Source organism: Kribbella sp. NPDC056861 (genome assembly GCF_040687575.1).
Taxonomy (GTDB): Bacteria; Actinomycetota; Actinomycetes; order Propionibacteriales; family Kribbellaceae; genus Kribbella.
Genome location: NZ_JBFBNQ010000003.1, coordinates 810,815 through 831,575, shown reverse-complemented (window position 1 = coordinate 831,575; position 20,761 = coordinate 810,815). Strand labels below are relative to the sequence as shown.

Annotated in this window: 18 protein-coding genes; 5 read left to right on the top strand and 13 right to left on the bottom strand. The window is 70.1% G+C overall.

Annotated features, from left to right (window positions below):
• Position 1: 1 nt before the first annotated feature.
• The 13 genes from AB0P21_RS17845 to AB0P21_RS17785 form a co-directional block, all read right to left on the bottom strand.
• On the bottom strand, positions 2-544 hold the full coding sequence (locus tag AB0P21_RS17845; protein ID WP_363697833.1) for a phage tail protein I: 543 nt from the start codon (positions 542-544) through the stop codon (positions 2-4).
• 43 nt (positions 545-587) lie between these two features.
• Positions 588-1,457 (bottom strand): zinc ribbon domain-containing protein, encoded by an 870-nt coding sequence (locus tag AB0P21_RS17840; RefSeq protein WP_363697832.1) that lies wholly within the window; start codon positions 1,455-1,457, stop codon positions 588-590.
• Between the two features lie 725 nt (positions 1,458-2,182).
• Entirely contained in the window at positions 2,183-4,120 is a 1,938-nt protein-coding gene (locus AB0P21_RS17835; RefSeq protein WP_363697830.1) for a putative baseplate assembly protein, read from the bottom strand.
• Positions 4,120-4,530 (bottom strand): GPW/gp25 family protein, encoded by a 411-nt coding sequence (locus AB0P21_RS17830; protein WP_363697828.1) that lies wholly within the window; start codon positions 4,528-4,530, stop codon positions 4,120-4,122. Before AB0P21_RS17830 ends, AB0P21_RS17835 begins: the two co-directional genes overlap by 1 nt.
• Before the next feature lie 15 nt (positions 4,531-4,545).
• Positions 4,546-6,471: a phage baseplate assembly protein V gene (locus tag AB0P21_RS17825; RefSeq protein ID WP_363698447.1), complete on the bottom strand. Its 1,926-nt coding sequence runs from the start codon at positions 6,469-6,471 to the stop codon at positions 4,546-4,548.
• A 2-nt stretch (positions 6,472-6,473) separates the two neighbouring features.
• Positions 6,474-7,685 carry a phage tail protein gene (locus AB0P21_RS17820; RefSeq protein WP_363697826.1) on the bottom strand — a complete coding sequence of 404 codons (1,212 nt, stop codon included), beginning with the start codon at positions 7,683-7,685 and terminating at the stop codon, positions 6,474-6,476.
• An 11-nt stretch (positions 7,686-7,696) separates the two neighbouring features.
• Positions 7,697-8,179 carry a phage tail protein gene (locus tag AB0P21_RS17815; protein ID WP_363697825.1) on the bottom strand — a complete coding sequence of 161 codons (483 nt, stop codon included), beginning with the start codon at positions 8,177-8,179 and terminating at the stop codon, positions 7,697-7,699.
• A gap of 10 nt (positions 8,180-8,189) precedes the next feature.
• The gene (locus AB0P21_RS17810) at positions 8,190-10,724 is read right to left on the bottom strand and encodes a DUF4157 domain-containing protein (protein WP_363697823.1); all 2,535 of its coding nucleotides are present in this window, start codon (positions 10,722-10,724) and stop codon (positions 8,190-8,192) included.
• A 4-nt stretch (positions 10,725-10,728) separates the two neighbouring features.
• Positions 10,729-10,908: a DUF6760 family protein gene (locus tag AB0P21_RS17805; RefSeq protein ID WP_363698445.1), complete on the bottom strand. Its 180-nt coding sequence runs from the start codon at positions 10,906-10,908 to the stop codon at positions 10,729-10,731.
• A complete protein-coding gene (locus tag AB0P21_RS17800; protein ID WP_363697821.1) occupies positions 10,905-11,303 on the bottom strand; it encodes a hypothetical protein in 399 nt (132 codons plus the stop codon). Before AB0P21_RS17800 ends, AB0P21_RS17805 begins: the two co-directional genes overlap by 4 nt.
• A complete protein-coding gene (locus AB0P21_RS17795; protein WP_363697819.1) occupies positions 11,300-11,767 on the bottom strand; it encodes a phage tail protein in 468 nt (155 codons plus the stop codon). The genes AB0P21_RS17800 and AB0P21_RS17795 overlap by 4 nt, the downstream gene beginning before the upstream one ends.
• 39 nt (positions 11,768-11,806) lie before the next feature.
• On the bottom strand, positions 11,807-12,268 hold the full coding sequence (locus AB0P21_RS17790; protein WP_363697817.1) for a phage tail protein: 462 nt from the start codon (positions 12,266-12,268) through the stop codon (positions 11,807-11,809).
• A complete protein-coding gene (locus AB0P21_RS17785; protein ID WP_363697815.1) occupies positions 12,265-13,794 on the bottom strand; it encodes a phage tail sheath subtilisin-like domain-containing protein in 1,530 nt (509 codons plus the stop codon). Before AB0P21_RS17785 ends, AB0P21_RS17790 begins: the two co-directional genes overlap by 4 nt.
• A 182-nt stretch (positions 13,795-13,976) precedes the next feature.
• On the opposite strand from AB0P21_RS17785, the gene AB0P21_RS17780 reads away from it, so the two are divergent.
• The 5 genes from AB0P21_RS17780 to AB0P21_RS17760 all read left to right on the top strand — a co-directional run bounded on the left by AB0P21_RS17780 (position 13,977) and on the right by AB0P21_RS17760 (position 20,751).
• Positions 13,977-14,684, top strand: a complete 708-nt coding sequence (locus AB0P21_RS17780) for a Pvc16 family protein (RefSeq protein WP_363697813.1) — start codon at positions 13,977-13,979, stop codon at positions 14,682-14,684.
• The gene (locus tag AB0P21_RS17775) at positions 14,677-15,069 is read left to right on the top strand and encodes a PAAR domain-containing protein (protein WP_363697812.1); all 393 of its coding nucleotides are present in this window, start codon (positions 14,677-14,679) and stop codon (positions 15,067-15,069) included. The genes AB0P21_RS17780 and AB0P21_RS17775 overlap by 8 nt, the downstream gene beginning before the upstream one ends.
• 178 nt (positions 15,070-15,247) lie before the next feature.
• Positions 15,248-18,022 carry an AAA family ATPase gene (locus AB0P21_RS17770; RefSeq protein ID WP_363697810.1) on the top strand — a complete coding sequence of 925 codons (2,775 nt, stop codon included), beginning with the start codon at positions 15,248-15,250 and terminating at the stop codon, positions 18,020-18,022.
• Between the two features lie 202 nt (positions 18,023-18,224).
• Positions 18,225-19,190 carry a hypothetical protein gene (locus AB0P21_RS17765; RefSeq protein WP_363697808.1) on the top strand — a complete coding sequence of 322 codons (966 nt, stop codon included), beginning with the start codon at positions 18,225-18,227 and terminating at the stop codon, positions 19,188-19,190.
• A gap of 13 nt (positions 19,191-19,203) precedes the next feature.
• On the top strand, positions 19,204-20,751 hold the full coding sequence (locus AB0P21_RS17760; protein ID WP_363697807.1) for a hypothetical protein: 1,548 nt from the start codon (positions 19,204-19,206) through the stop codon (positions 20,749-20,751).
• Positions 20,752-20,761: the final 10 nt, after the last annotated feature.

Sequence of the window (20,761 nt, the reverse complement as noted above, 5' to 3'; positions counted from 1 at the left end):
CTCAGGCTGGGGTGTTCAGCGGTTCGACTCGAACTTCGTGCGGGACGTGCGCGGGTTTGGCGGCGTTCACGAGGTCGTCAACGGCGGCAGCACTCACGTCCGTACCGCGGATGACGACCGTCAGCCGCGCGGGCGGGTGGCCGGTGTGGTCGTCCACCGGCTCGAGTGACCAGCGGACACCGCCGGTGTCGGTGACCTCCACCTCGCCGCCGGTGGCCAACTCCAGTTGCCGGCTCAGCCCGCCGATGGTGCCGCGGCCACGATGCAACTCGACCGCTTGCGCGATCGCGGCGCGCTGCTGCTCGACACTCCAGGTCTCGTCCAGCTCGGTGCCGACCCAACCGGCCAGCCACCCGAGGTAGTCCGGCGGCGCGAGCGCAGGATCGACGTACGCGGCGAGACAGTCCAAGGTGGCGATGGCCGGCGCGATCAGCTCGTCGATGGCGGCGGTGAACCGGATCAGGAACTCGTCCTCCTGGAACACCCCAGGCAGCAGAGATCCCAGCGGGTACGGCGTACCGAGGCCGCCGGGTGTTCCTCTCATCCGTCCTCCTGGTTTGACGTGTGTGGTGGGTCTGGCCGGCGACTCAGCCGATGCCGAAGAGCTCGATCTCGGACAGGGCGACCGTCTTGGCGTCCTGCGCCGGGAAGACGTTGACGATGGTGACGGTGATGTTGCTGACACCGACCGCGTTCCGCAACGCGATCTCCTGCGGCTCGGGGGTGTCGGCCAGCTGCACGAGGTCGAACTTCTCGTTCGAGTACTTGAACATCAAGCTGGCCGGTCGCAGCTGCGCGGCGAAGGTCTTCCGGTCGCCGTTGCTGACGATCACCTTGCGCAACGCCACCGGGCGATCGAGCTGAACAGTTGCCGTAGGCACCTTCTTCGCATTCCAGACGGCCGTCCAGGAGGTATTGGTGAAGGTGTCGAACGCCGCCTTCGCGGGGTGATCGGCCGTCGTCCCGGCACCCTGCACGGAGGCCGGGCGGATCGGCGTCAGCGCGGTGTCGGCCACGCCGGCCACCTTCTGCTTGAGATTGCCGATCTGCTGGGTGACCACCGTCCGCAACGGCGGATAGAACCCGGCCAGCAGGCCGAAGACGAGGATCAGCACGCCGACCGCGGTACGGACCCGCATCATGGCGGTCTGGAGAACCCGCCGGCCCTTCGCATCACCAGGCCGGCGCGGACGTGCCCCGGCCGCCAACGTCCTGGGTTTGCGCCGAAGCCGCCGCCACCAACGAACCCGGACCACCTCGGCCTCGGCCAGCGAGTGCCCACACCGCCGGCAGAACTTCCGCGTGGGGGCGTTCCCCTCGCCGCACTCACCACAGATCAGCTCCCCCGGCCGCGGCTTACTGCTCGGCGCAGTACGCCGCGCCGGCGCCGGGCGCACCTTGGCCAGCTGAGGAACCACCTCGGGCGACGGCACCTCCTCGACAATCGGCGCAACCAACCGAGCAGACCGCTCGGCCGCGGGCGGCGGCCCACTCGGAGACGGCGGGGAGGCGACAGCGCCGACTGCCGGCGGGGAGGCGGGAGTACCGCGCGGGGGTGGCGGGGTGACGGTGGTACCACGCGGTGGTGGGGGTGGCGAAGCGCTCGGAGGTGGCGAAGAGCCGGCAACACGCCTTGGCGCTGCAGAACCAGCAGGTGGGGGTGGCGGCGGGGCGGCGCGCAGGGGCGGCGGAGGTGGTGGTGGTGGTGGTGGGGGCGCGGCGCCGAGAGGTGTTGGAGGCGCAGCGCCGGGAGGCGGCGGAGGCGGTGAGGGCGCAGCGCCGAGAGGCGGCGGAGGTGGCGGGGGCGCAGCGCCGAGAGGCGGCGGAGGTGGCGGGGGCGCAGCGCCGAGAGGCGGCGGGGGCGGTGGAGGCGGTGGGGGCGCGGCGCCGGGAGGAGGTGGTGGGGGTGGAGGCGCGGCGCCTGGGGGTGGGGGAATGGCGGGAGGTCCGCCGGCGGGAGCAGGGGCGGGCTGTTCGATGGTCGGACCAGCGATCAGTTCGGCGGTGGCACGCTGGATTCGGGTCAGCAGCGTTCGCCGTACGACGGGTTGTTCCGGCTCGGGTGGTGGCGCCGGCTCCTCGGTGCGGACCAGTTGGGCGTTCCACTCCAGGAAGTGGCCGCAGGAGCCGCAGAAGGTGTCTTTCGAACCGTTGTGGTGTCCACAGTCTCCACAGACCAGCATCAGTGTTCCTCCACCCTGATCTGGTGTTCGAACGAGAACACCAGGCTGTTGCGTTCCAGATCGACGCGCTGCTGCTCGGTCCCGCGTTCGCCGGTGACGGGGTTCGCCGTGAACAGCCGGATGTCCTCGACCGCCTGGACGCCACCGACCGCCTGCAGCACCGCGTAGACGTCACCGGTGCGCACCGGTCGGCCGAAGTCCCAGCCGCGGCCGTCGGAACCACCACCAGGCAAGGGATTCAAGAAGCGGTACAAGGCTGCTGTCGCCTCGGACTGGACCCGGTCGCGATCAACCCGCGGCCGGGCGACCAGCCGGGCCACCACAGTCACCCCCCGGTACTTCGGCGGCTCGACCGACACCTGTGTGCCCACCAGCCGCACCTGCTCCAGCCGGTTCGCCAGGCGTTCCATCAGCTCCGGCGACGGCACCAGGTCGGCGAAGGTGATCACGCCGTCGCGCTGCGCCGCGGCCGGCACCACAAGCACCCTCACCGTCCCCGCCGTACTCCGGTCGTCAGCCGTGATGCAGCGAACCCTCGCCGCTTCGGGCACCGCCTCCCGCGACAACGCCTCGTAGTCCTCCGCCGTGACCGCGCGAGTCCGGGTCCGCAGCAGGATCGGCGCCCGGTCACGCGCCTGCGCCAGCGTCTCGCCGTCGGTCCCGCCCTGGGCCGCCTGCCGGTTCTCCACCTCCGCGACGAACGGGATCGACGACTTCAGCGCGGCGATCGCGGCCCGAGGCACGTTGCCGATCGCTCCCCCACCGGTCGCATAGTCCCGGATCCGCAGGATCGCGCCCTCCGGCGGTACTGCGCCGTGCTGCCGCAGCCCACCGTCGGCCAACCGGACGACCGGCCCGAACGCGATCTCACCGATCACCGCGTCGAGCCGGAAATGCCGGTCCGCCGGCCCACTCGCGGCGAAGTCCTCGACCTCGGTCCAGTCCTGCCAGCCGTCGTCGGAGCTCACCTCGATCACCGGCGAGCCGAGCCCGGCAAGGACCGGCGCCGACCGGACGGTGAACACCTGCCCCGGTACGCCGTCCGACTTCCCCAGTACCTCGTCGCTCACCAGCTCCGCGTGCACCGACTCGACCGTCCCCCCGACGCTGCCCGCCTCGATCCGCCGTACGACGGGCGAAGCCGTGTAGATGGGCTGCCCTTCTTCCGCGGGCATCACCCGAGCGCGGATCCAGCCGGCCAGCTGCCCGTTGATGACACTGGTCTGGTGTTCAGGCGGCAGATGCAGCACGAGTGAACCGGACCGGTTGAGCCCGCCGGTCTCGTCCCGCTCGACCTCGCACCCGGTCCACGACGACCCGGTCCACGCCTGCCAGGCCAGTGGCGGGTTCCGCGGATCGATGCCAAGCCCTTCGGTCTGCCCGGCGAAGTCCAGCTGCACCGCCACCGAAGGCACCGCGCCATCGAGCCCGACCAGCAACTCGTCACCTGGCTGCGGTGGCGTCGAGAAGGCCTGCAGCAGCTCAGCTCCCGGCTCACGAGGGTCGGGATCGTCTGCCGATCGCGCCAGAACCCCAACCACCGAGCAGGGCGGAACAACCAGGTCCGCGGTCGACGAGAAGACCACTGACGCCGCGGCCTCGGTCCGGACGGTGCCGGTCTCCGTACCGCGGGCGATGGTGACCGCCGACCTGGCCGGTGACGCCAGCCAGAAGGTGACCAGCGCCTTCGCCGGCGTGGGCGGAACCAGCCGCAGCCCGATCAGTTCGAGGAACTTCAGGTGCAGCCGGTCCGGGACCTGGTTCAGCCGGCCGAACAGGTGGTCGGTGAGAAACGCATAGGCCTCGATCAGCGTCATCCCCGGATCGGACGGGTTCTCGTCGGTCCACTCCGGGCAGGAGCGGCGGACCAGCTTGACGGCGTCGGCCACCAGGTCGGCGTACCGGCGGTCGTCGAGGTCCGGAGCAGGCAGCGCCATCAGTTCCCGCCTGCGGACGGATGCCGGTCGGTGCGGAAGTCGACGACCAGTTCGGCAGCCTCGCCGGTCGCGCGCACCCGGTAGCCGACGACGATGTGCAGCAGGCCGTCCGCGCCGGCGTCCGCCGACGTGTCGACGCGCTCCACCTCGACCCGTGGCTCCCAGGCGCCGATCGCCCGCGCGACCTCGTCGGCCAGGCGCGCCGTGGTCGCCGGAGTGATCGCCTCGAACAGGAAGTCGCGCAGCCGGCTGCCGAAGTCGGGGCGCATCACCCGTTCGCCCGGATAGGTCTGCAGGATCAGCCGCATCCCCTGCTCCAGCTTGTCCGTACCGCGCGCCACGGCGAACCGGCCCAGCGGCGAACAGCCGGCCGGGAACCGCAGCCCGGCGACGATGTCGGTGGTGGTCATCGCATCTCCCCGTCCTCAGTTGAGCTTGATCGGTTTGCCCTTGACCTCTACCGGTCCGGTCCCGTTGACGGTGATCTGCGCGCCTTCGAGGTTCAGCCGCTGGGCCTTGAGATTCAGCGTCGCGCCGCCGTCGATCGTGATCGAGCCACCAGCGCCCGCCGAGATGTCGATCGCTCCGCCCGGCCCGCACTCGATGGCGATCCGGCCCTTCTCCCCCGGCCGGGTCGCCTGGCCCGGCAGGCAGCGCAGCGACACCGCGCCGCCGACCTGGTCGATCCGCAGGGTCAGGTTGCCGTCGCCGCTGCCGAGCAGGATCTCCCCCTGCTCGACCCGGCCCGGGCCGGTCACCTCGTCATGGAACGCCAGCCGGTTACCCGACGGCGCGACGATTCCGCGCCACTGCACGGCAGCGGTGGCCCCGATCGCCCGGACCGCCGGTGCGCCGAGGCTGTAGGTACTGCGGTTGTTCACGATTCCGCCCAGCACGTAGGGCCGCTGCAGGTCACCGAACTCGAAGCCCACCATCACCTCGTCGCCCGGGTCCGGCAGGAAGAGCGCACCGCTGCGCTCGCCGGCACCCGGCTGTACGACGCTCGCCCAGCCGGTCTCGTACTCCGGCGACAGCCACGGCAGGATCAGCTTCACCCTGCCCTTGGCGAGGGGATCGTGGTTGTTGCTGACGATCCCGCAGACGACTCCCGGGACCCGTCCGGCATCAGCCGGAGCCGCGGCGACGAGTCCGAGCAGACTCCGGTCCTGCTGCCCGCTGATCTCGAACCTGGTCCGGTAGCGACCGGACTCGAGTACGTGCCGGGTGCGGGTGAGCATCCACTGCCCGGCGAACGGCGCCGCGACTCCCGAGATGGTCACCACCCGGCCCGCGGCGGTCCAGGGATCGCCGACACACTCTCCGACTGCCTCGGCGAAGGTGCCTGCCATCCGGCCGGCCAGACCGGCCACCCGCTCGCGGGCGGTCGCGGCGGTCGCGGTACCGAAGGAAGCCGGCCGATCCGGTACGACGGTCGCCGTCTCCGACGGCGCGGGCCCGAGATCGCCCGCCGCCCCCGACGCCGGTGTGCCGGCCCGCGAGCCACCTGGCGCGCTGGTCGGCGAGCCGCCGGACGCCGGACCACCGGCCCCCGGTGCACCGGATCGGTTGCTCAGTGCAGCCAGTGCGGCCCGGATGTCGACACCGACCCGGGTGTCGGTCGCCGACACCGGATGGCGTTCGCTGACCACCTTGGCTGCCAGGGGATCCCACACCCGCACCTCCGCCTCGGGCGCGAGGTTGCCGGCCGTGATCCGCGGCGAGAAGGTCAGCAGATTCGTCCCCAGCATCAACGCCACCGGATCGCCCACCGTCGCCCGCCGGAAGTGGAACTTCCCGTCCGCCACCCCGACCTGGCAGCCGATCGCCGCCGCCCGGGCGGTCAGGAACTCCCAGTCGGTCTGGTTCACCTGACCGACGTGCTCGTGCACGGCCCGGCTGGGGGTGACCTCGCCGATCACCAAATTGTTGTCCTGGGCAACTTTCCTGGCGATGTCCGCGTCGGACATGTTGACGAACGTCCTGGTCCGCCGAGCCCGCTGCAGCCGGTGGTCCTGGGTGTAACCACGAACGCTGAGCAGCGAGGTCTCGCCGTACTCCGCCTCGAGGGCGGTCACCTCGCCCGAGATCAGCAGCCGGGGGTCACCGGGCCGCAGCGGTGAGGCGGCGGCGATCCCGACCTCGGTGCCGATCGCCAGCTCGGCCGGCAACCGGTGCGCCGGACCGCGGTCGTCGAAGACGATCTCGAACATCCCGGGCAGCTGCAGACTCTGGTCCACCACCACCCCGACGATGAGGTCCGACAGTTCGTCCGCCAGCAACCGGCGGGCGGCACCGACGTACACGGCAGCCTGGACGGCGGTCTGCGCCTCGGAGTACCAGCCTGGTGCCATCGTCACGGCCGACCTCCGATCCCGCCGCGCAGCGAGTCGTCCGGACGCGCGCCTGAGCCACGCGCGACCGGGGCGCGTTGCCGGCCGATCGAGACCGGACCGCGTGCGGAGGAGCCGGCAGGCCGCGCGCCCGCCCAGGACCGATGCTCCTGCAGCACGAGTTTCACCGTCGCCCGGCTCGGCTCACCGGCCGGCGTGAACCTGGTGAACTCCACGTCGAAGCTCTTGAGCAGCACCTTCTCCGGCAGGATCTCCCGGGCCTGCCCCCACCGCAGTACCAGCACTCTGGGCGATCCACCGGCCGACGGATCCTTCGGCGACGGCAGCCTCTGCTCACAGGCATCGCAGACCGGCGGCTTGCCTTCGGCCGTAGCCGGGGCGATCGCCGATCTGCCGGTGGCCGGCTCCAGGTCGAGCCATCTCGTCAGGTACTTGACCCCGGCCGCGACCTCCCGGCAGCCTTCGAGTCTGAGCTCGCCCAGGCTGATCTTGAGGCTGTTCGGGTCGACCACCGGCGGTTCCTTGTGCAGTTGCGTGTGCTTGCTCTCGGTCTCCCGCGACTTGCTCAGGCTGATCTTCATCGGGTTGTAGAGGAAGGCCAGCTGGTTCGTGGCGAGGGTCTCCTCGGTCAGCGTGAGCCTGCAGTCCGCGGCCGCCTCGGCGCTGTCGAGGAAACCGCTGTGCACCAGCGTGAGACTCTCGAGCGCGACGTCCCCACCCTTGGTGGTCAGCGGCGGCGCGGCCCAGGCGACCGGGATCGCGGCCTTGAGCACCCACCGATGGATCACTGCGTCCTGCAGACCGAGGCCGCTGCGCATCTCGACCGTCACGGACTGGTGCTGCCGCTCCGCCGCGCCTTTCCCGTCGGCCCACTGCTTCGTCTGGGCCTCGAGCCACTGGCGGACCATCCGGGTGCCCTGCGCGGTCATCGCCCGTTGCAGGACGACCTTGTTGTACGTGACCTGGCCCGGCAGGTACTGCGGCGTGCCGTAGTCGCCGCCGCTGATGAACGGTCCCTCAGGCGTCAGCTGGACCTCCAGGCCCGAACAGGCCGACCAGTAGCCGAGGGACGTCGTACCGGAACCGCGATCGAGGTCCGGCACGACGACGTTGAACCACATCGTCATGCCGAGCCGAGGGGCCCTGTCACCCGTGCCCGACCTGGCGCCCCGCAGACCGGCGGCAGCGGCGGCCGGGTTGGTCACGGTCTGCATGCTCAGCGCTTTCACGGCGCCTTGCTCTCGGCCTTGAGGAATCCGGTGTGGGTCAGTTCGAGCGTCTCGATCGCCGGCCGCGAACCGCCGGAGTCGAACTCGGTCAGCCGCCATCCGATCGGGAAGAACTCCCGCAGCTCCCAGGTCACGACGGGCAGCCCGAGGAAGTCGACCAGGTAGATCGCGCCACTCAGCGACCGGCGGTCCTGGCTGACCGTCACCAGCCACTTCTGCACCTTGCCGGAGTCGCGACCGGCCGCCCGGGAGAGGGTGATGTTGGTGTAGCTGACGTTGCCCGGCAGGATCGACTCGTAGGTCGCGTTACCGGCCCGGTAGGTGTGCTTCTGCCAGCTGACGCCCAGCCCGGCGGCCTTCGTCCAGGCGCCGAGTTCGTAGTCGGAGTCGTCGATCTGGATCACGTACCGGTGCGACATACCGACCTGGCCGGTCAGCTGCTCGAGCGGCTTACCGGCGGACAACGGGATCGAGGGCATCGCTGGTCTCCTAACGTAGATCGGCGAGAGTGCCGCGGCGCTCCCGGTCGATGAGCAACTCGCTGCGCAGCCGCTGCCGGAGGGTGGCGTAGAGACGGTCGGCCAGCCGGCCGATCACCCACGGCTGGTCGAACCGCACGGCGAAGTCGTCACCGGATTCCTCGAGTGCCGCCACGGAGGTCTCCAGCCGCTCGAGCCGCGCGAGCATCTGCTCGTCGTCCGCCGGGCTCTCTGCAGGGGCAGCACCGAAGTGGTCAGCGGCAGACCAACTGGAGAACGCGATCTCCTGGTTCGCGGTACTGCGGTGGGACCGGCCGGCCGCGGGATCACTGGCCGGACCGGCGTACTCCGGCACACCGCCGCCTGGGAACTGATCGGGAGGATCGGCGGTCCAGCTCGCGAACTCACTCTCGTGCTCGTGCTCGTGCTCGGCGATCGAGCTCGCCGCGATCGGCGCGAGCTGCACCCCCTGGTCGATCGCCGCGGTGGCCCCGGGCCGCCTGTGCACCAGCGGCGCTGACGCGCCCTGCGATCGAAACCACTGCTGGGTCTGTACTGCGGCCTCTTCCAGCTGCTGCCCCCAGGACGACTGCTCAGCAGGCAACTCCGCCCCCAGCCGCTGCTGCTGGACGACATGAACCAGCTCGTGGGCAACCAACGCCTGCGCTCCGGTCTCGCTGAGGTCACCTGCCTCATCCGGAAGATAGATCCCCCCGCCCACACTGAACGCCCGGGCCGACATCGCCGCCGCCCGAGCACCAACCGCCGGACCACGCCGTACCGCGAGGTCCCCGACAGCAACTCCAAGCCGCGCCCCTACCGCCTGCCCCACCCCAGCCGGCACCCGCTCCACCCACTCATCCACCCGCTGAACCGCTCCCCCACCGAAACGCTCTACCGCCGGCGGCTCTCCCCCAACAAACTCCTTACCGGCAAGCCAATCCACCCCGCTCAGCTGAGCACTTCCACGCCGGTAAACACCTCCACCCTCGCTCCAGCGGGCGTCCCCACGCTCGCCTCCACTCCCTCCTGCGTCCCCTTGCTCACTCTCACTCCACCCAGCTCCCTCACGCCCGCCTTCGCTCCAGCCGACGTCCCCCTGCTCACTCCCACTCCACCCGGCGCCCCCGCGCTCGCCGCCACTCCAGTCGGCGTCTCTACGCCCGCCCTCGCTCCAGCCGGAGTCCCCACGCCAGCGCAGATCACTACGCTCCACCTCGCGCTGCCCGATACCCGCCAGCCCGCTCCCAACCAAGCCGGTGCCAGCCGGCTGGGCGCCACCCGACTCGACTTCAGCAACAGCGTCTTCACCCCGCCCGACACTGCTCTGTCCGAGACCGCCCTGCCCGACACCGAGGTGCCCAACACCGCTCCGGCCGAGACCGCTCTGCTCGTCCCTCGCATCCTCAACATGGGGACGCCACGCACCGGCGTAGTCGACACCGCCGGGTTCGACGCGGGAGTGCACGCCGTGGGGGTGCTCGCCACCAAGCTGCCTGACCGCGCCAGGGTCGATCTCGGCGGACTCGACATCTGCCTGCTCGACCGCGGTGTTCCGCGACGGCGCATGCACCACCTCAGCTACCTCCGCGTGGTGCACCACCGGCTCGGCCTCCCCTGCGGCAGCACGCTCTACGACCTCGTCCGGATTCACCGCCGTGGGCTCCTGCGCCGGCTCCAGCGAAGAATCTGTTGCTTCGGGCATCGACTCCGGATCGGCGCGAAGGGCGCGTTTGCGGGTCTGGGCCAGCGTCGGACGCGTACGCCGTACCGGCTCCGGCGCGGCTTGCGGCACCGGAGCGACCGGCGCAGGCGGCGCCGGCGCGACGGAACTGAATCCGGTCAGCAACGCCAACCCGGCCACATCGTTCGCCTCGTACTCCGCCAGCATCCGCTCGAACTCGCCGATACTCCGGAACGGCGTCCCCGGCTCGGCCGGCGGGCCGACAAACTCGGGGCCAGCAGCAACAATCGACACCCGCGCGGGTATCTCCGTCCGCACCACCGCCGCACGCCGCCGCACCACCGGCACCTCGTCAGCTGTCGCCGCCTCCCCCTCGGCGGGGGCGTACTGCGGCTCTTCAACAGCCGGTTCGTCCACCACCACAAGCGATTCCGGTCGCTGAGAGCCACCACGTCTGCTCCAGCGGAAACGGCGAAACCTGAGCACTCTCTCCACCGGCCCCGACGGCTCGTCGGCCAGGAGCTCGTCCGCCGCGCACACGCGCACCAACCCGGACACCACCCCGATCGGCGGCTCGTCCTGCCCGCTCGCCCGGAGCACCGTGCTCAACGGACTCAACAACTCCCGGGTTCCAGCGACCTCAGGGCTTCCCAGCAACGACCTGGGGATCGGCGGCCGCAGCTCGACCACCGGAGTCAGCCGCGGCGCCCGCGCCCACGCACGAGGTCCAGGCGACGACTCCACCGGCAACTCGCCGAACACGACGGCAGACACCCCGCCGGCCTCAGCGGACGGCGCACCGGCGGACGCACCACCGGGCACCACACCACCGGCACGCCTCCACGGCCGATACCAAGCCATCTCCTCACCTCCACATCTGGTTCGGTTGCGCGCCGTCGAGTTGGGTGTTGATCCGGCCGATGCCCTCGATCACCGTCGATCTGGTGGCGTGGTCCAGATCGAGGATCTCGGCGTGCGACCAGTGCAGGTAGTAGGCGACGTACACGACCTCCTCCCAGAGGCGTTCGGCCGAGTACGTCGTCAGGCTTCCCCCGGGGCATCACCGGCGATGTCGACCGCGTAACCGTGCCCGCACGCCGGGCACGAGACGTCCACCTCGGTGTGCCCGCTCTGGTTGATCCGCCGGTACAGGTCCTGCAGGAACGCGAGATCCGACGCGAACAGGCACTCCACCACCAGCGTGTCCACGATCGGCAGCGCGCCGAGCCGGACCAGGGTTCGCTCGAGCAGCAGCACGGTCAGGTACGCCGGGTTCTGCCGGACCCGCGGATCGGTCTGGGTGGTGATCTCGTCCCGCGCCGTCGCCAGCCGCATCACACCTTCGCGGTGCAGCGTCCCCTGCTCGTCGACGAACCCGCGCGGCAGCACGAACGGGTACTCCGTGCGCAGTCCCTGGTCGGGCGGCGCGAGCGCCGTCACGAGCGGGTCCCGCTGATCTCCTCGCAGGTGATCTTGCACTCGATCATCGCGACGTCGGACGCACCGGCCTTCATCGACGAGATGACCACCTCGGACAGCCAGGCGTTGGTCAGGTAGTACATCGCCTGCAGGTTCTTGCCCGCGTCGTACACGCTCAGCGTGCCGGGCACCCGGGCGGTGGGATCGCCGCCGCGGGCCTTGGCGTGCCAGAGCAGGATGGCGTTGGTGCCGGCCTGGTCGACGGCGCGCTTCAGCGAGATGGTCGGCGGCTCGGTCTTGCCGAACTGCTTGGTGTGCACGGTGTTGCCGGTGGCATCGTTGTAGATGTACTCCTGCGAGGCCACCTTGGAGTTGATCCCGCCCAGCTCCGAGAACGCCATCCGCCCCACCGGCGAGCCGGGAAAGTCGACCACGAACCGGGCCGCGCTGACGACCTGGTCCTGGGTTTGGGTGTTACCTGCCATCGTCGGTTCCTTCCTGGCCGGGCGTCGCCGCCGGACCGGTCACAGCTGGATGATCGAGTCGCAGATGATGGTGGCGCGCATCATCACCACCGAGGCACCGCCGGCCTGGGCCGCGTCGAGCTCGAGCTTGGAGCACCACGCGTTCTCCAGCAGGCAGCTCATCGCCGGGTCCCCGGACTTGCCGAGGATGTCGAACGCGGCGGGCAGTTTGGCCAGCGGGTTGTTGGTCCGGGCCAGGTAGTGCCAGCCGTAGAGCTGGGCGAAGCCGTTGCGGTCCAGGCCACGTTCGAGCACGATCGACGGCGCCTTGGCCCGGCCGAACTGCTTGGTGTGCACGTTGCCGAGCCGACTGTTGTACGAGTACTCCTGGTGCTCGACCTCCGAGCTGAACCCGGCCAGCTTGGAGAACCCGAGCCCGGTAGTCCAGCCTTCGCACATCACCACGAACCGGGGCGCGCTGACCAGCGGCGGGTCCAGCACGGCCGCCACCGTCGGCGTCATTCCTGCAGCTCCGTGCCGTCGGCGAACTGCGACAGCCGGAAGACGACGAACTCCGCCGGCTTGACCGGCGCGATCCCGATGTCGACGGTGAGGATGCCAGCGTCGCGGTTCTCCGGCGGATTGTTCTCGGCGTCGCACTTCACGTAGTACGCCTCCTCGGGGGTCCGGCCGAACAGCGCCCCGGTCCGCCAGACCCGGCGCAGGAACATCGAGATGATCCGCTCCACCGAGGACCAGAGAAACTCGTCGTTCGGCTCGAAGACCACCCAGTGGGTGCCGCCGAGGATCGACTTCTCCAGGTAGTTGAAAAGCCTGCGTACGTTGAGATAACGCCACTCCGGATCACTCGACAACGTCCGCGCTCCCCAGATCCGGATGCCCTGCCCGGGGAAGAACCGCAGGCAGTTCACGCCGATCGGGTTGAGCTGGTCGTGCTCACCGCGGGTGAGTGTCGACTGCAGCTCCAGGACCCCACGCAGTACTTCGTTGGCGGGCGCCTTGTGTACTCCACGGGTGTCGTCGTTGCGCGCCCAGACGCCGGCCACGTGACCGCTCGGCGGCATCCACAACGGCTTGCCACTGCTCGGGTCCGACACCTGGACCCAGGGCCAGTACAAGGCGGCGTACTTCGAGTCGTAGCCGGCCGTGTTGAGCCGCCAGTCCTTCACCTGCTGCGGCCGCAGCCCGGGCGGCGGGTCGAGGATGGCGACCCGGTCGGACATCAGTTCACAGTGCGCGATCATCGCCAGCTGGACGGCCTTCACGCCGGCCAGGTCGAGAGTGCCGGCCTGGTACGCGGTCATCAGGTCGGGTACGCAGAGCATCGTGATGTCGTCGACGGCCTCGAGCCCGGAGAACCCGGTCCGCTCGTCGGCGTCACCGACATAGTCCTCGACTCCCGCGGTACGCCGGGCCGGCTCCGTCGTGGCGAGCGTGGTGACCCCCGGCTCGGGAACCGCGAGCGCCGCGCCCTTCACCTCGTCGGCCGTGACCAGCTTCGACTTCCGCAGCGCGGTGACCACGTTCGCCGCGCCCCGCCGGGTGGTCACGTTGTCGAAGACCTCCTCCTCGGGGCCGGACCTGACCACCAGCTTGAAGACGTCGTCACCGGGCTCGGACGGATCCTGGATCTCGACGCTCACCGGCGGACCTGCCTGCGCGCTCTCCAGCGACCTGATCACCAGCGGCTTGCCGTCGCCACGGCTCGGCAGCTCGGCCAGACCGCCCGGCCGGCTGCCGTTCAGCTCGGCCGGCTTGCCGGGACCGCCGGCGACCCGCACGACGTACGCCGTACCGCCGCCGTTGGTGAAGTAGCCGTAGACGGCGTGCGCGAGCAGCGCGCCTTCGGTGAACTGACCGAAGGTCTCCACGAACTGGGTCCAGTTCGTCACCAGCACGGGATCGTTCAGCGGGCCCTTCGCGGCGAATCCCACGAACGCGGCGACCGCCGTACCGACGCCCTCGATCGGTTTGGAGCCCGAGGAGACTTCCTCCACGTAGACACCCGGGGACATGTACGACGGCATCCGGACCTCCTGGCTGAGCAGCTGTTCCGATGAATCGGTGTGTCGCAACTGTGCGTCGGCACGCCCCCGGCGCACCACAAGACCCGGTGCACGAACAGCTGCCCCATCGGGCCAACCGGATCGCCCGGACCGCTGCACGCACCTTCCTGGCTGGTTGCCCACGGCCACCGGACAGTGGAGGCATGCTCGACGACCTGGGCCAGACCCTCACCGGCGTACTGCGCGGGCAGTTGCCGGCCGGGGTCGAGTTCCGGCTGGAGCCGCCGACCGAGGGGTGGCGGACCGGCGAGCAGGCACCGGCCGGAGCGCTGGGGCTGTTCCTGCATCGGGTGCTGGAGAACCGGGAGACCGGCTCGGCTGGGGTCTGGACCGAGGATCGCGGCGCCGACGGGCGGGTGGTCAGCCGCGCCGGAGCGGAACGACGCTACGACTTCTGCTTCCTGGTGACCGCGTGGGCCAGTGATCTCGCGGCGGAGTTCGCGCTGCTCGGCGGCGTCCTCCGAGCGGTCGCGAACAAACCCGTGCTCGGAACGGCCGACCTGGCCGGCTCCCTCAGCCGGGCCCGCGGCACGGTGACGCTTGCCATCGGCAACCCGGCTCTGCCGGCTGCCTCGGCGGACATCTGGACCGCTCTCGGCCTGAGCCCTCGCAGCAGTCTCGATCTGGTCGCGACCGCACCCCTGCCGGCACTGGACGACAGTGCCCTGGCCCGGCCGCCGGAGCTCATCGATCTCGGCGTCACCGGCCCCGCCGGTACGACGAAGTCCGCCGCCTTGGGCAGCGGCGGAACACTCCCTGCCGAGCTCGCCCGAGGTGGGGACCCGAGAGCCGCCGGCCGTCCTCCTCGACGGCCGGCGGCACGGATCACCGAAGGAGTCCGTGATGGCTAAGCCCGCGGCCAAGCTGGGTGATCAGGTCATCGGCACCGACATCCATGTGGTGATGGTGCCCTCGTCGGGCGGTCCGGTGCCGACACCGACGTCGATGCCGTTCGCCGGGCGGATCATGACGGGCTGCAGCACCGACGTACTGATCGAGGGCAAGCCGGCCGCCGTACACGGCAGCGTCGCGGTCAACCTGCCGCCACATGTCCCCACCGGTGGCTACTTCCAGCGTCCGCCGGACAACCGCGGCACGGTGATCGCCGTCAACCCGTTGGTACTGATCAACGGCAAGCCGGTCGCCGTTGCCGGCGACAAGGTTCTCACCTGCAACGATCCGGCGCCGGCGCCGACCGCCTCGATCGTTGCCGTCGGCCAGGTGATCGTCGGCTGACCCGGCGGTGAACGGCGGCGGTCGGCTCTGATCGTTGATCACGGATCGATAACTTGTGCCGGATATCGCGCCTCGGGCGTAACTTCGTTCCCTGAGGATCAGTTGGGCAGTTGACCTGCCATAGCTGGCAGGGATCGGCGAACCCCCCTCTTCGCCGATCCAGGGAGTTGAGGCGCCCATGATCCGAAACGTCGCCGCCCGGCCGTCCCGAGATTTCGTCGGCCGGACCGAAGAGCTGGCCCGGCTGGCCGAGCTGGCCGGAAAAGTGCGGGCCGGCCAGCACCAGACCGTGCTGGTCCAGGGTGCGCCGGGGATCGGCAAGTCCTTCCTGATCGCGCGGTTCCTCGACGGCCTGGACGACTTCACCGTGCTGTCCGCCAGCGGTGATCCCGCGGAACGCCTGCTGGAGCTGGGCATCGTCGACCAGTTGCTGACCCGGGTGCCGGCCGAGATCCGGTCCCGTACCCCCTCCCTCGGCACCGGGAACCTGCCGGCCGCGAACCCGATCGCCATCGGCGGCGGACTGCTCGACCTGATCGGCACCCTCAGTAGCCGGTCCCCGGTCGCCATCGTGGTCGACGACCTCCAGTGGGCCGACGACTCGTCCCTGCAGGTGCTGCGGTTCCTGCTCCGCCGGATGTGGGACCAGCAACTCCTGGTGGTGCTGATGGCCCGCTCCAGCGAGACCCCGGCCGGCGATCCGGCGCTGTCCCGGCTGATCCGTGCCGTCCCCGGCGACCTGCAGCTCGAGCTGAGTGGTCTGGACCTGATGGACGTCGCCGAGCTGGCCCGCAGCATGTCCGGCCGTCAGTTGCCAACAGCAACAGTACGGCGGTTCCACTCGTTCACCGGCGGTCATCCGCTGCTGCTGCGCACGATGTTGCAGGAGGTCGGCACCCAGTACTCCCCCGGGATCGACTGGGGACAGGCCGTGCCGCCGTCGGTCGCCACCGCGGTCCAGCGCGGTTTCGAGAGTCTGCCCGAGCCGTCCCAGGCTCTGCTCGAGGCGCTGGCCGTTCTCGGCGGCCGGCCGTCACTGGCCCAGGCCGCCGAGGTGGCCGGCGTCGAGGCGGCGACCGAGGCACTCGGCCCGGCGATCGAGGCCGGCCTCGCGACCTGGTTCCCCGAGGATCCGTCGTGTCCGGTCACCATCACCCACGACCTGCAGCGTGAGGCGATCTACACCTCGCTGAACCCGGTCCGGCGCGGCGAACTGCACGAACGGGCAGCCGCCACCGTCGAGCACCTGCTGGCCTGGCGGCACCGGGTCGCCGCGGTCAGCTCGACCGACGCGGTGCTGGCCGGCGAGCTGGAGCAGGCAGCCGCCGAAGAAGCTGCCGAGGGCAACCACGCGACGGCCGCGACCTTCCTGAGCTGGGCCGCCGACCTGGCGCCGTGGGGTCCGCTCAGCGAGAAGCTGCTGCTGATGTCGATCATCCACCTCATCTTCAGTCCCAGCCGCGGCCGGGCCAGAGCCCTGTATCCACGGGCCGGCCGCTGCGCGCCGTCGGCGCTGCGCAGCCTGGCCCTCGGACTGTGCGAGCTCTACCTGACCGGGGAACGTCGCGCCGCCGCCGATCACCTCCGGGAGGCGTTCACGGTCGCGCCGTCGAGCAGCAAGGACGCCTGGATCCGGGGCACCGCCGCGGCCGGTCTGACCGGTATCAGCGTCTGGCGCGGCGACATCGAGGAGGCCCTGGGGTATGCGGAGGTCGCGGTGGCCACCCCCGGAGTACCGGTGCAGCAACGGGACTACGTGATCTGTCTGCGTGCGGTCGCGCGCAGCCGCCGGGACGGTCTGCTGACCGGGTTGGAGGAGCTGAGACACCTGTCGGAGCACCCTTCCGACGTCTCCAGCCACGATCTGGAGTCGCTGGCCTGCCGGGGCGCCATCCGGGTCCTGACCGGTCTGATCGAGGAGGCAGAGGGCGACCTCACCGAGGTCGTCCGCCGCCAGGAGGCCGGCGTGCCGATGCTGTCCGGCGTACAACCGCACTGCTACCTGGCCGCGGCGCAGTTCCAGCTCGGCGACTGGGAGACCAGCCTGCTCACGATGCGCCGGGCGTCCCTGCTGGTGGACGAGGACCAGCCGGCGATGAACGAGGTGATCAGCTACCTGGCCCACTCGCTGGTGCCGTCCGCGCGCGGCGACTGGAAGACCGCGGACGCCCTGGTCCGGTCGGCCCAGATCGCCGCCCGCCGCGTCGGCGGACCGCAGGACCTCCGGTACGCCGCGATCGCCGCCGCCTCGCTGTGTGAAGCCCGTGGCGACTACCGCGGCGTACTGCGTGCCCTGAGCGCGGTGCCCGGTCTGCGAGGCGGAGGCGGCGACGTCGCCGGGCAGCACGAGTGGTGGAGCAGCTGGTGGGGACCTCTGCTGATCGACGCGTTGCAGCACAGCGGCCAGCTCGCGGAGGCGGCCACGGAGCTCGCGGCGCTGCGGGAGCGCGCGCAGTACAGCATGATGCTGGGCAGTACGGTTTGCCGGCTGACCGCCCGGCAGGCTGAGGCCGAGGGCAGCAAACAGCTCGCGATCACGCTGGCCGAGGACTATCTCGCGACGTTGCTCGACGCCCGCGCCCGGCTGGCGGACGGGCAGCTCTTCCATGACCACGGCCGGCGGCTGCTGAGTGCCGGCGACCGGGCCGGTGCCGCCAGATGGCTGACCGCGGCCGACCAGTGCTTCAGCGCGTTGTCGGCGGCGCCCTACCGCCGGCGGCTCGCCCCGGATCTGGCCGCCCTGGCCGCGCTCACCGCCGAGCCGACTCCCGACCGGCTGCCCGAACTGACCGACCGCGAACGACAGGTCACCGAACTGGTGCTCCGCGATCTCACCAATCGCGAGATCGCCGCCGAGCTCTTCGTCACCTCGAAGACGGTCGAGTACCACCTCAGCAACATCTTCGCCCGCCTCGGCATCGCCTCCCGGCGCGAGCTCCGCAACCTGTTCTGAGCGGCGTTCCCGGCGGCCGGGCCCCGGCCTGCTCCGATGGCCTGATCGGGCAGCCCCCGGTGCACGATCTCCCGTCCGGCGTCTTCCCCGCGTGCGGCCGATCGTTGCCGATAGTGAGGCGTGCCGCCAGTCAACGCACTCGGGCGTTCCGCCTTCGCGTTGGTCCGGCCGCGGTACGGACCTCGATCGAAGGGAGCATCCGGTGACCGATGCGGAGGCATTTCGCTGGGTCGGCGACGAACAGGAACGGTACCTCGAGGACAGCGCGTCATCTGCTTGGGAGAGCAGCTGGCCGGAGTACCTCGGCAGGTATCTGGACCACAGCTGGTCCGGCTGGCAGCAGGAGGACGACGAGCGCCGGCGGGACTGGCTGGACGAGCGCGTCCGGTCCATCGCGCTCGGCTGGCTCACCACCGAACAACGCAACGGCCTCGACCAACTGGCCGCGAACCGCGGCGACTGGCGCGAATGGGTCCCGCAGCAACTCGACCAGTGGTGGCCGGACTGGTCGAAGGCCGGCCCGGACGAGCTGACCACCTGGTTCGACAGCGCTCTCGCAAGCCTGATCCCGCAACCCGAAGCCGCTCCTCCAGCCGCCGTCGTACCGGCAACTGATCCGCGCGCCCTGGGTTGGCTCACGCCGGAGCAGCAGACCCAACTGGACACCCTCACCGTAACCCGCGGCGACTGGCACACCTGGCTGCCGCTCCAAATGGACGAGTGGTGGGCCGGCTGGGAACAATCCGACCCGGCCCAGCTCACCACCTGGTTCGAATCCGCCCTCCCCAGCCTCGTCGCCCCCGCGGTCGACGCCGCGGAGTCCCCTGCAGCAGCCGAGGAGTTCGACCCGAGATCGCTCGACTGGGTCACTGCCGAACAGCAGTCCAGTCTCGACGAGTTCGCTGAGATCCGCGGCGACTGGCGCGAGTGGCTGGCCGCTGACCTCGACCGCCGCCGGGAGGACTGGACCACCCTGCCGCCCGACGAGCTGGCACCGTGGCTCGACCTCCTGATTCCCCTGCTGGCGCTCCCGGAGGCGGACGACTTCCTGGACGCGATTCTCGGCGCGCTCGACCAGGACGAGGAGATGCTCGAGCTCGCCGCCGAGCTGACGCCGCAGGAGCTGGCCCAGGTCATCGAAGACGTCTACGCGGCCCTCGCGGCCTGAGAAGGAGAAGATGATGACCACCACGCAGCCCGAGACCGCGAAAGTCGCCCCCGGGGCCACGGAGAAGACCGACGGCAGAGCCGCCAAACTCACGAAGTACCTGATCGGAAACATCAAGGCGCTCCGGCCGACCGATCTGTTCACGAAGGTGGACTACGGCTGGGTCCAGCACGCCTCCGAGGACCTTGCCAGCAGCCTGGGCGTCGCCGTCGACCAGAAGGTCTCGAAGAAGAAGATCAAGAAGTCGGGCGAGCAGGCCGCGAAGGCCACCGAGGCCGATCTGGCGAAACATCCCGAGTCCTACACCTACGGTGGTCTCCGGCTGCAGCTGGATGCCTTCCGGCGGGAGTGGGAGATCGAGACGAAGAGCTACAACCAGCTTCGTAGCACTCTGGTCACCCTCCAGGGGCTGGAGATCATGCGGATGACCACCACCGGGCAGCGGGCGATGTCCCCGGCCCTCACGGTCCTGGACAGCCTCCTCAAGGTGATCAAGGCCGAACCCACGCGCTGGCACACGGTCGATGCCCCGATCCGCACCGGTGGTCCGGAGAACGAGAACAAGCCCGTAGACCTCGACACCGCCATCGCCTTCAAGCGCTACCTGGGCGAATCCATCGTCCGGGCCGAGACCATGATCCAGTGGCTGGAGAAGGTCGAGAACGACTGCGAGCGGGCGCTGACATTCGAGACCATCAAGGCCTATGTCATCAAGAATCCGGACGAGGCGCACCAGCAACTCGAACTCGACCTGGTTGTGGTCGAGCAGTCCTACGACGCCGCCGCGTCGGTGGTCGACCTCGCCGGTCAGGCTGCCCAGGTCAGTGGTGCCGCGCAGAACTCCATCTCGGCTGTCAAGGCGGTCGCCGACGCCGGCCTCGCGTTCGTCAAACGCGCCGTGGTTGCCGCTAGCAACGAGCGGCAGGTGAAGGCGATCCTGGCGAAGTCCAAGGAAGAGAAGGAAGCGGCGATGGCCGAGATCGTCCAGAACTTCGACAAGGACGAGTTCGCGGTCGCCGAGATGCTGGCCGACAAGTACGTCCGGCAGATCCAGTTCAACCTGGACATGATCGAGCCGCTCGCCTGCGCGAGTCTGATGGGAATCGGCGTGGGGCTGGACACCGTCGGCGCCGGTGCTGCGACCAAGGCGGGTGACATCATCTGGGGGCTGCTCAAGACCACCGTCATCGAGACCGCCACGGAGTTCCAGCAGGAGCGGCTGGTGCTGGCCAAGGCGCTGAAGGCGAAGGAAAAGGGCCAGTACGTCGAAGCCGCGGACAACTACTGGAAGAAGTGGTCGAGCGGCCTGATGGACAGCGTCGCCGGCAAGTTCAAGACCCGGCTGGTCAGCAGCACGCTCAACCTGCCGCAGACCCTGGCCGACAGCCTGTACGGATCGACCATCCGGGTCCTGGTGAAAGAAGCGCTCCAGCACGTCCAACTCGACCCAGCGCAGTCTTTCAGCGGCCAGGACTTTCTCCGGCACATCTCATCACTGCAGAACAACCGTCTTCGAGCTCAGCAAGCCGTCGACGCACCGAAGGTCGCGGCCCAGAACTGAGGTTCCGCGG

Bases quoted from the DNA above. Each gene is read 5' to 3' on its own strand.
- AB0P21_RS17770 (WP_363697810.1), top strand. From the start codon at position 15,248: ATGATCCGAAACGTCGCCGCCCGGCCGTCCCGAGATTTCGTCGGCCGG.
- AB0P21_RS17845 (WP_363697833.1), bottom strand. From the start codon at position 544: ATGAGAGGAACACCCGGCGGCCTCGGTACGCCGTACCCGCTGGGATCT.
- AB0P21_RS17790 (WP_363697817.1), bottom strand. From the start codon at position 12,268: ATGACGCCGACGGTGGCGGCCGTGCTGGACCCGCCGCTGGTCAGCGCG.
- AB0P21_RS17825 (WP_363698447.1), bottom strand. From the start codon at position 6,471: ATGGCACCAGGCTGGTACTCCGAGGCGCAGACCGCCGTCCAGGCTGCC.
- AB0P21_RS17810 (WP_363697823.1), bottom strand. From the start codon at position 10,724: ATGGCTTGGTATCGGCCGTGGAGGCGTGCCGGTGGTGTGGTGCCCGGT.
- AB0P21_RS17835 (WP_363697830.1), bottom strand. From the start codon at position 4,120: ATGGCGCTGCCTGCTCCGGACCTCGACGACCGCCGGTACGCCGACCTG.
- AB0P21_RS17775 (WP_363697812.1), top strand. From the start codon at position 14,677: ATGGCTAAGCCCGCGGCCAAGCTGGGTGATCAGGTCATCGGCACCGAC.
- AB0P21_RS17830 (WP_363697828.1), bottom strand. From the start codon at position 4,530: ATGACCACCACCGACATCGTCGCCGGGCTGCGGTTCCCGGCCGGCTGT.
- AB0P21_RS17760 (WP_363697807.1), top strand. From the start codon at position 19,204: ATGACCACCACGCAGCCCGAGACCGCGAAAGTCGCCCCCGGGGCCACG.
- AB0P21_RS17820 (WP_363697826.1), bottom strand. From the start codon at position 7,685: ATGCAGACCGTGACCAACCCGGCCGCCGCTGCCGCCGGTCTGCGGGGC.
- AB0P21_RS17795 (WP_363697819.1), bottom strand. From the start codon at position 11,767: ATGGCAGGTAACACCCAAACCCAGGACCAGGTCGTCAGCGCGGCCCGG.
- AB0P21_RS17780 (WP_363697813.1), top strand. From the start codon at position 13,977: ATGCTCGACGACCTGGGCCAGACCCTCACCGGCGTACTGCGCGGGCAG.
- AB0P21_RS17785 (WP_363697815.1), bottom strand. From the start codon at position 13,794: ATGCCGTCGTACATGTCCCCGGGTGTCTACGTGGAGGAAGTCTCCTCG.
- AB0P21_RS17815 (WP_363697825.1), bottom strand. From the start codon at position 8,179: ATGCCCTCGATCCCGTTGTCCGCCGGTAAGCCGCTCGAGCAGCTGACC.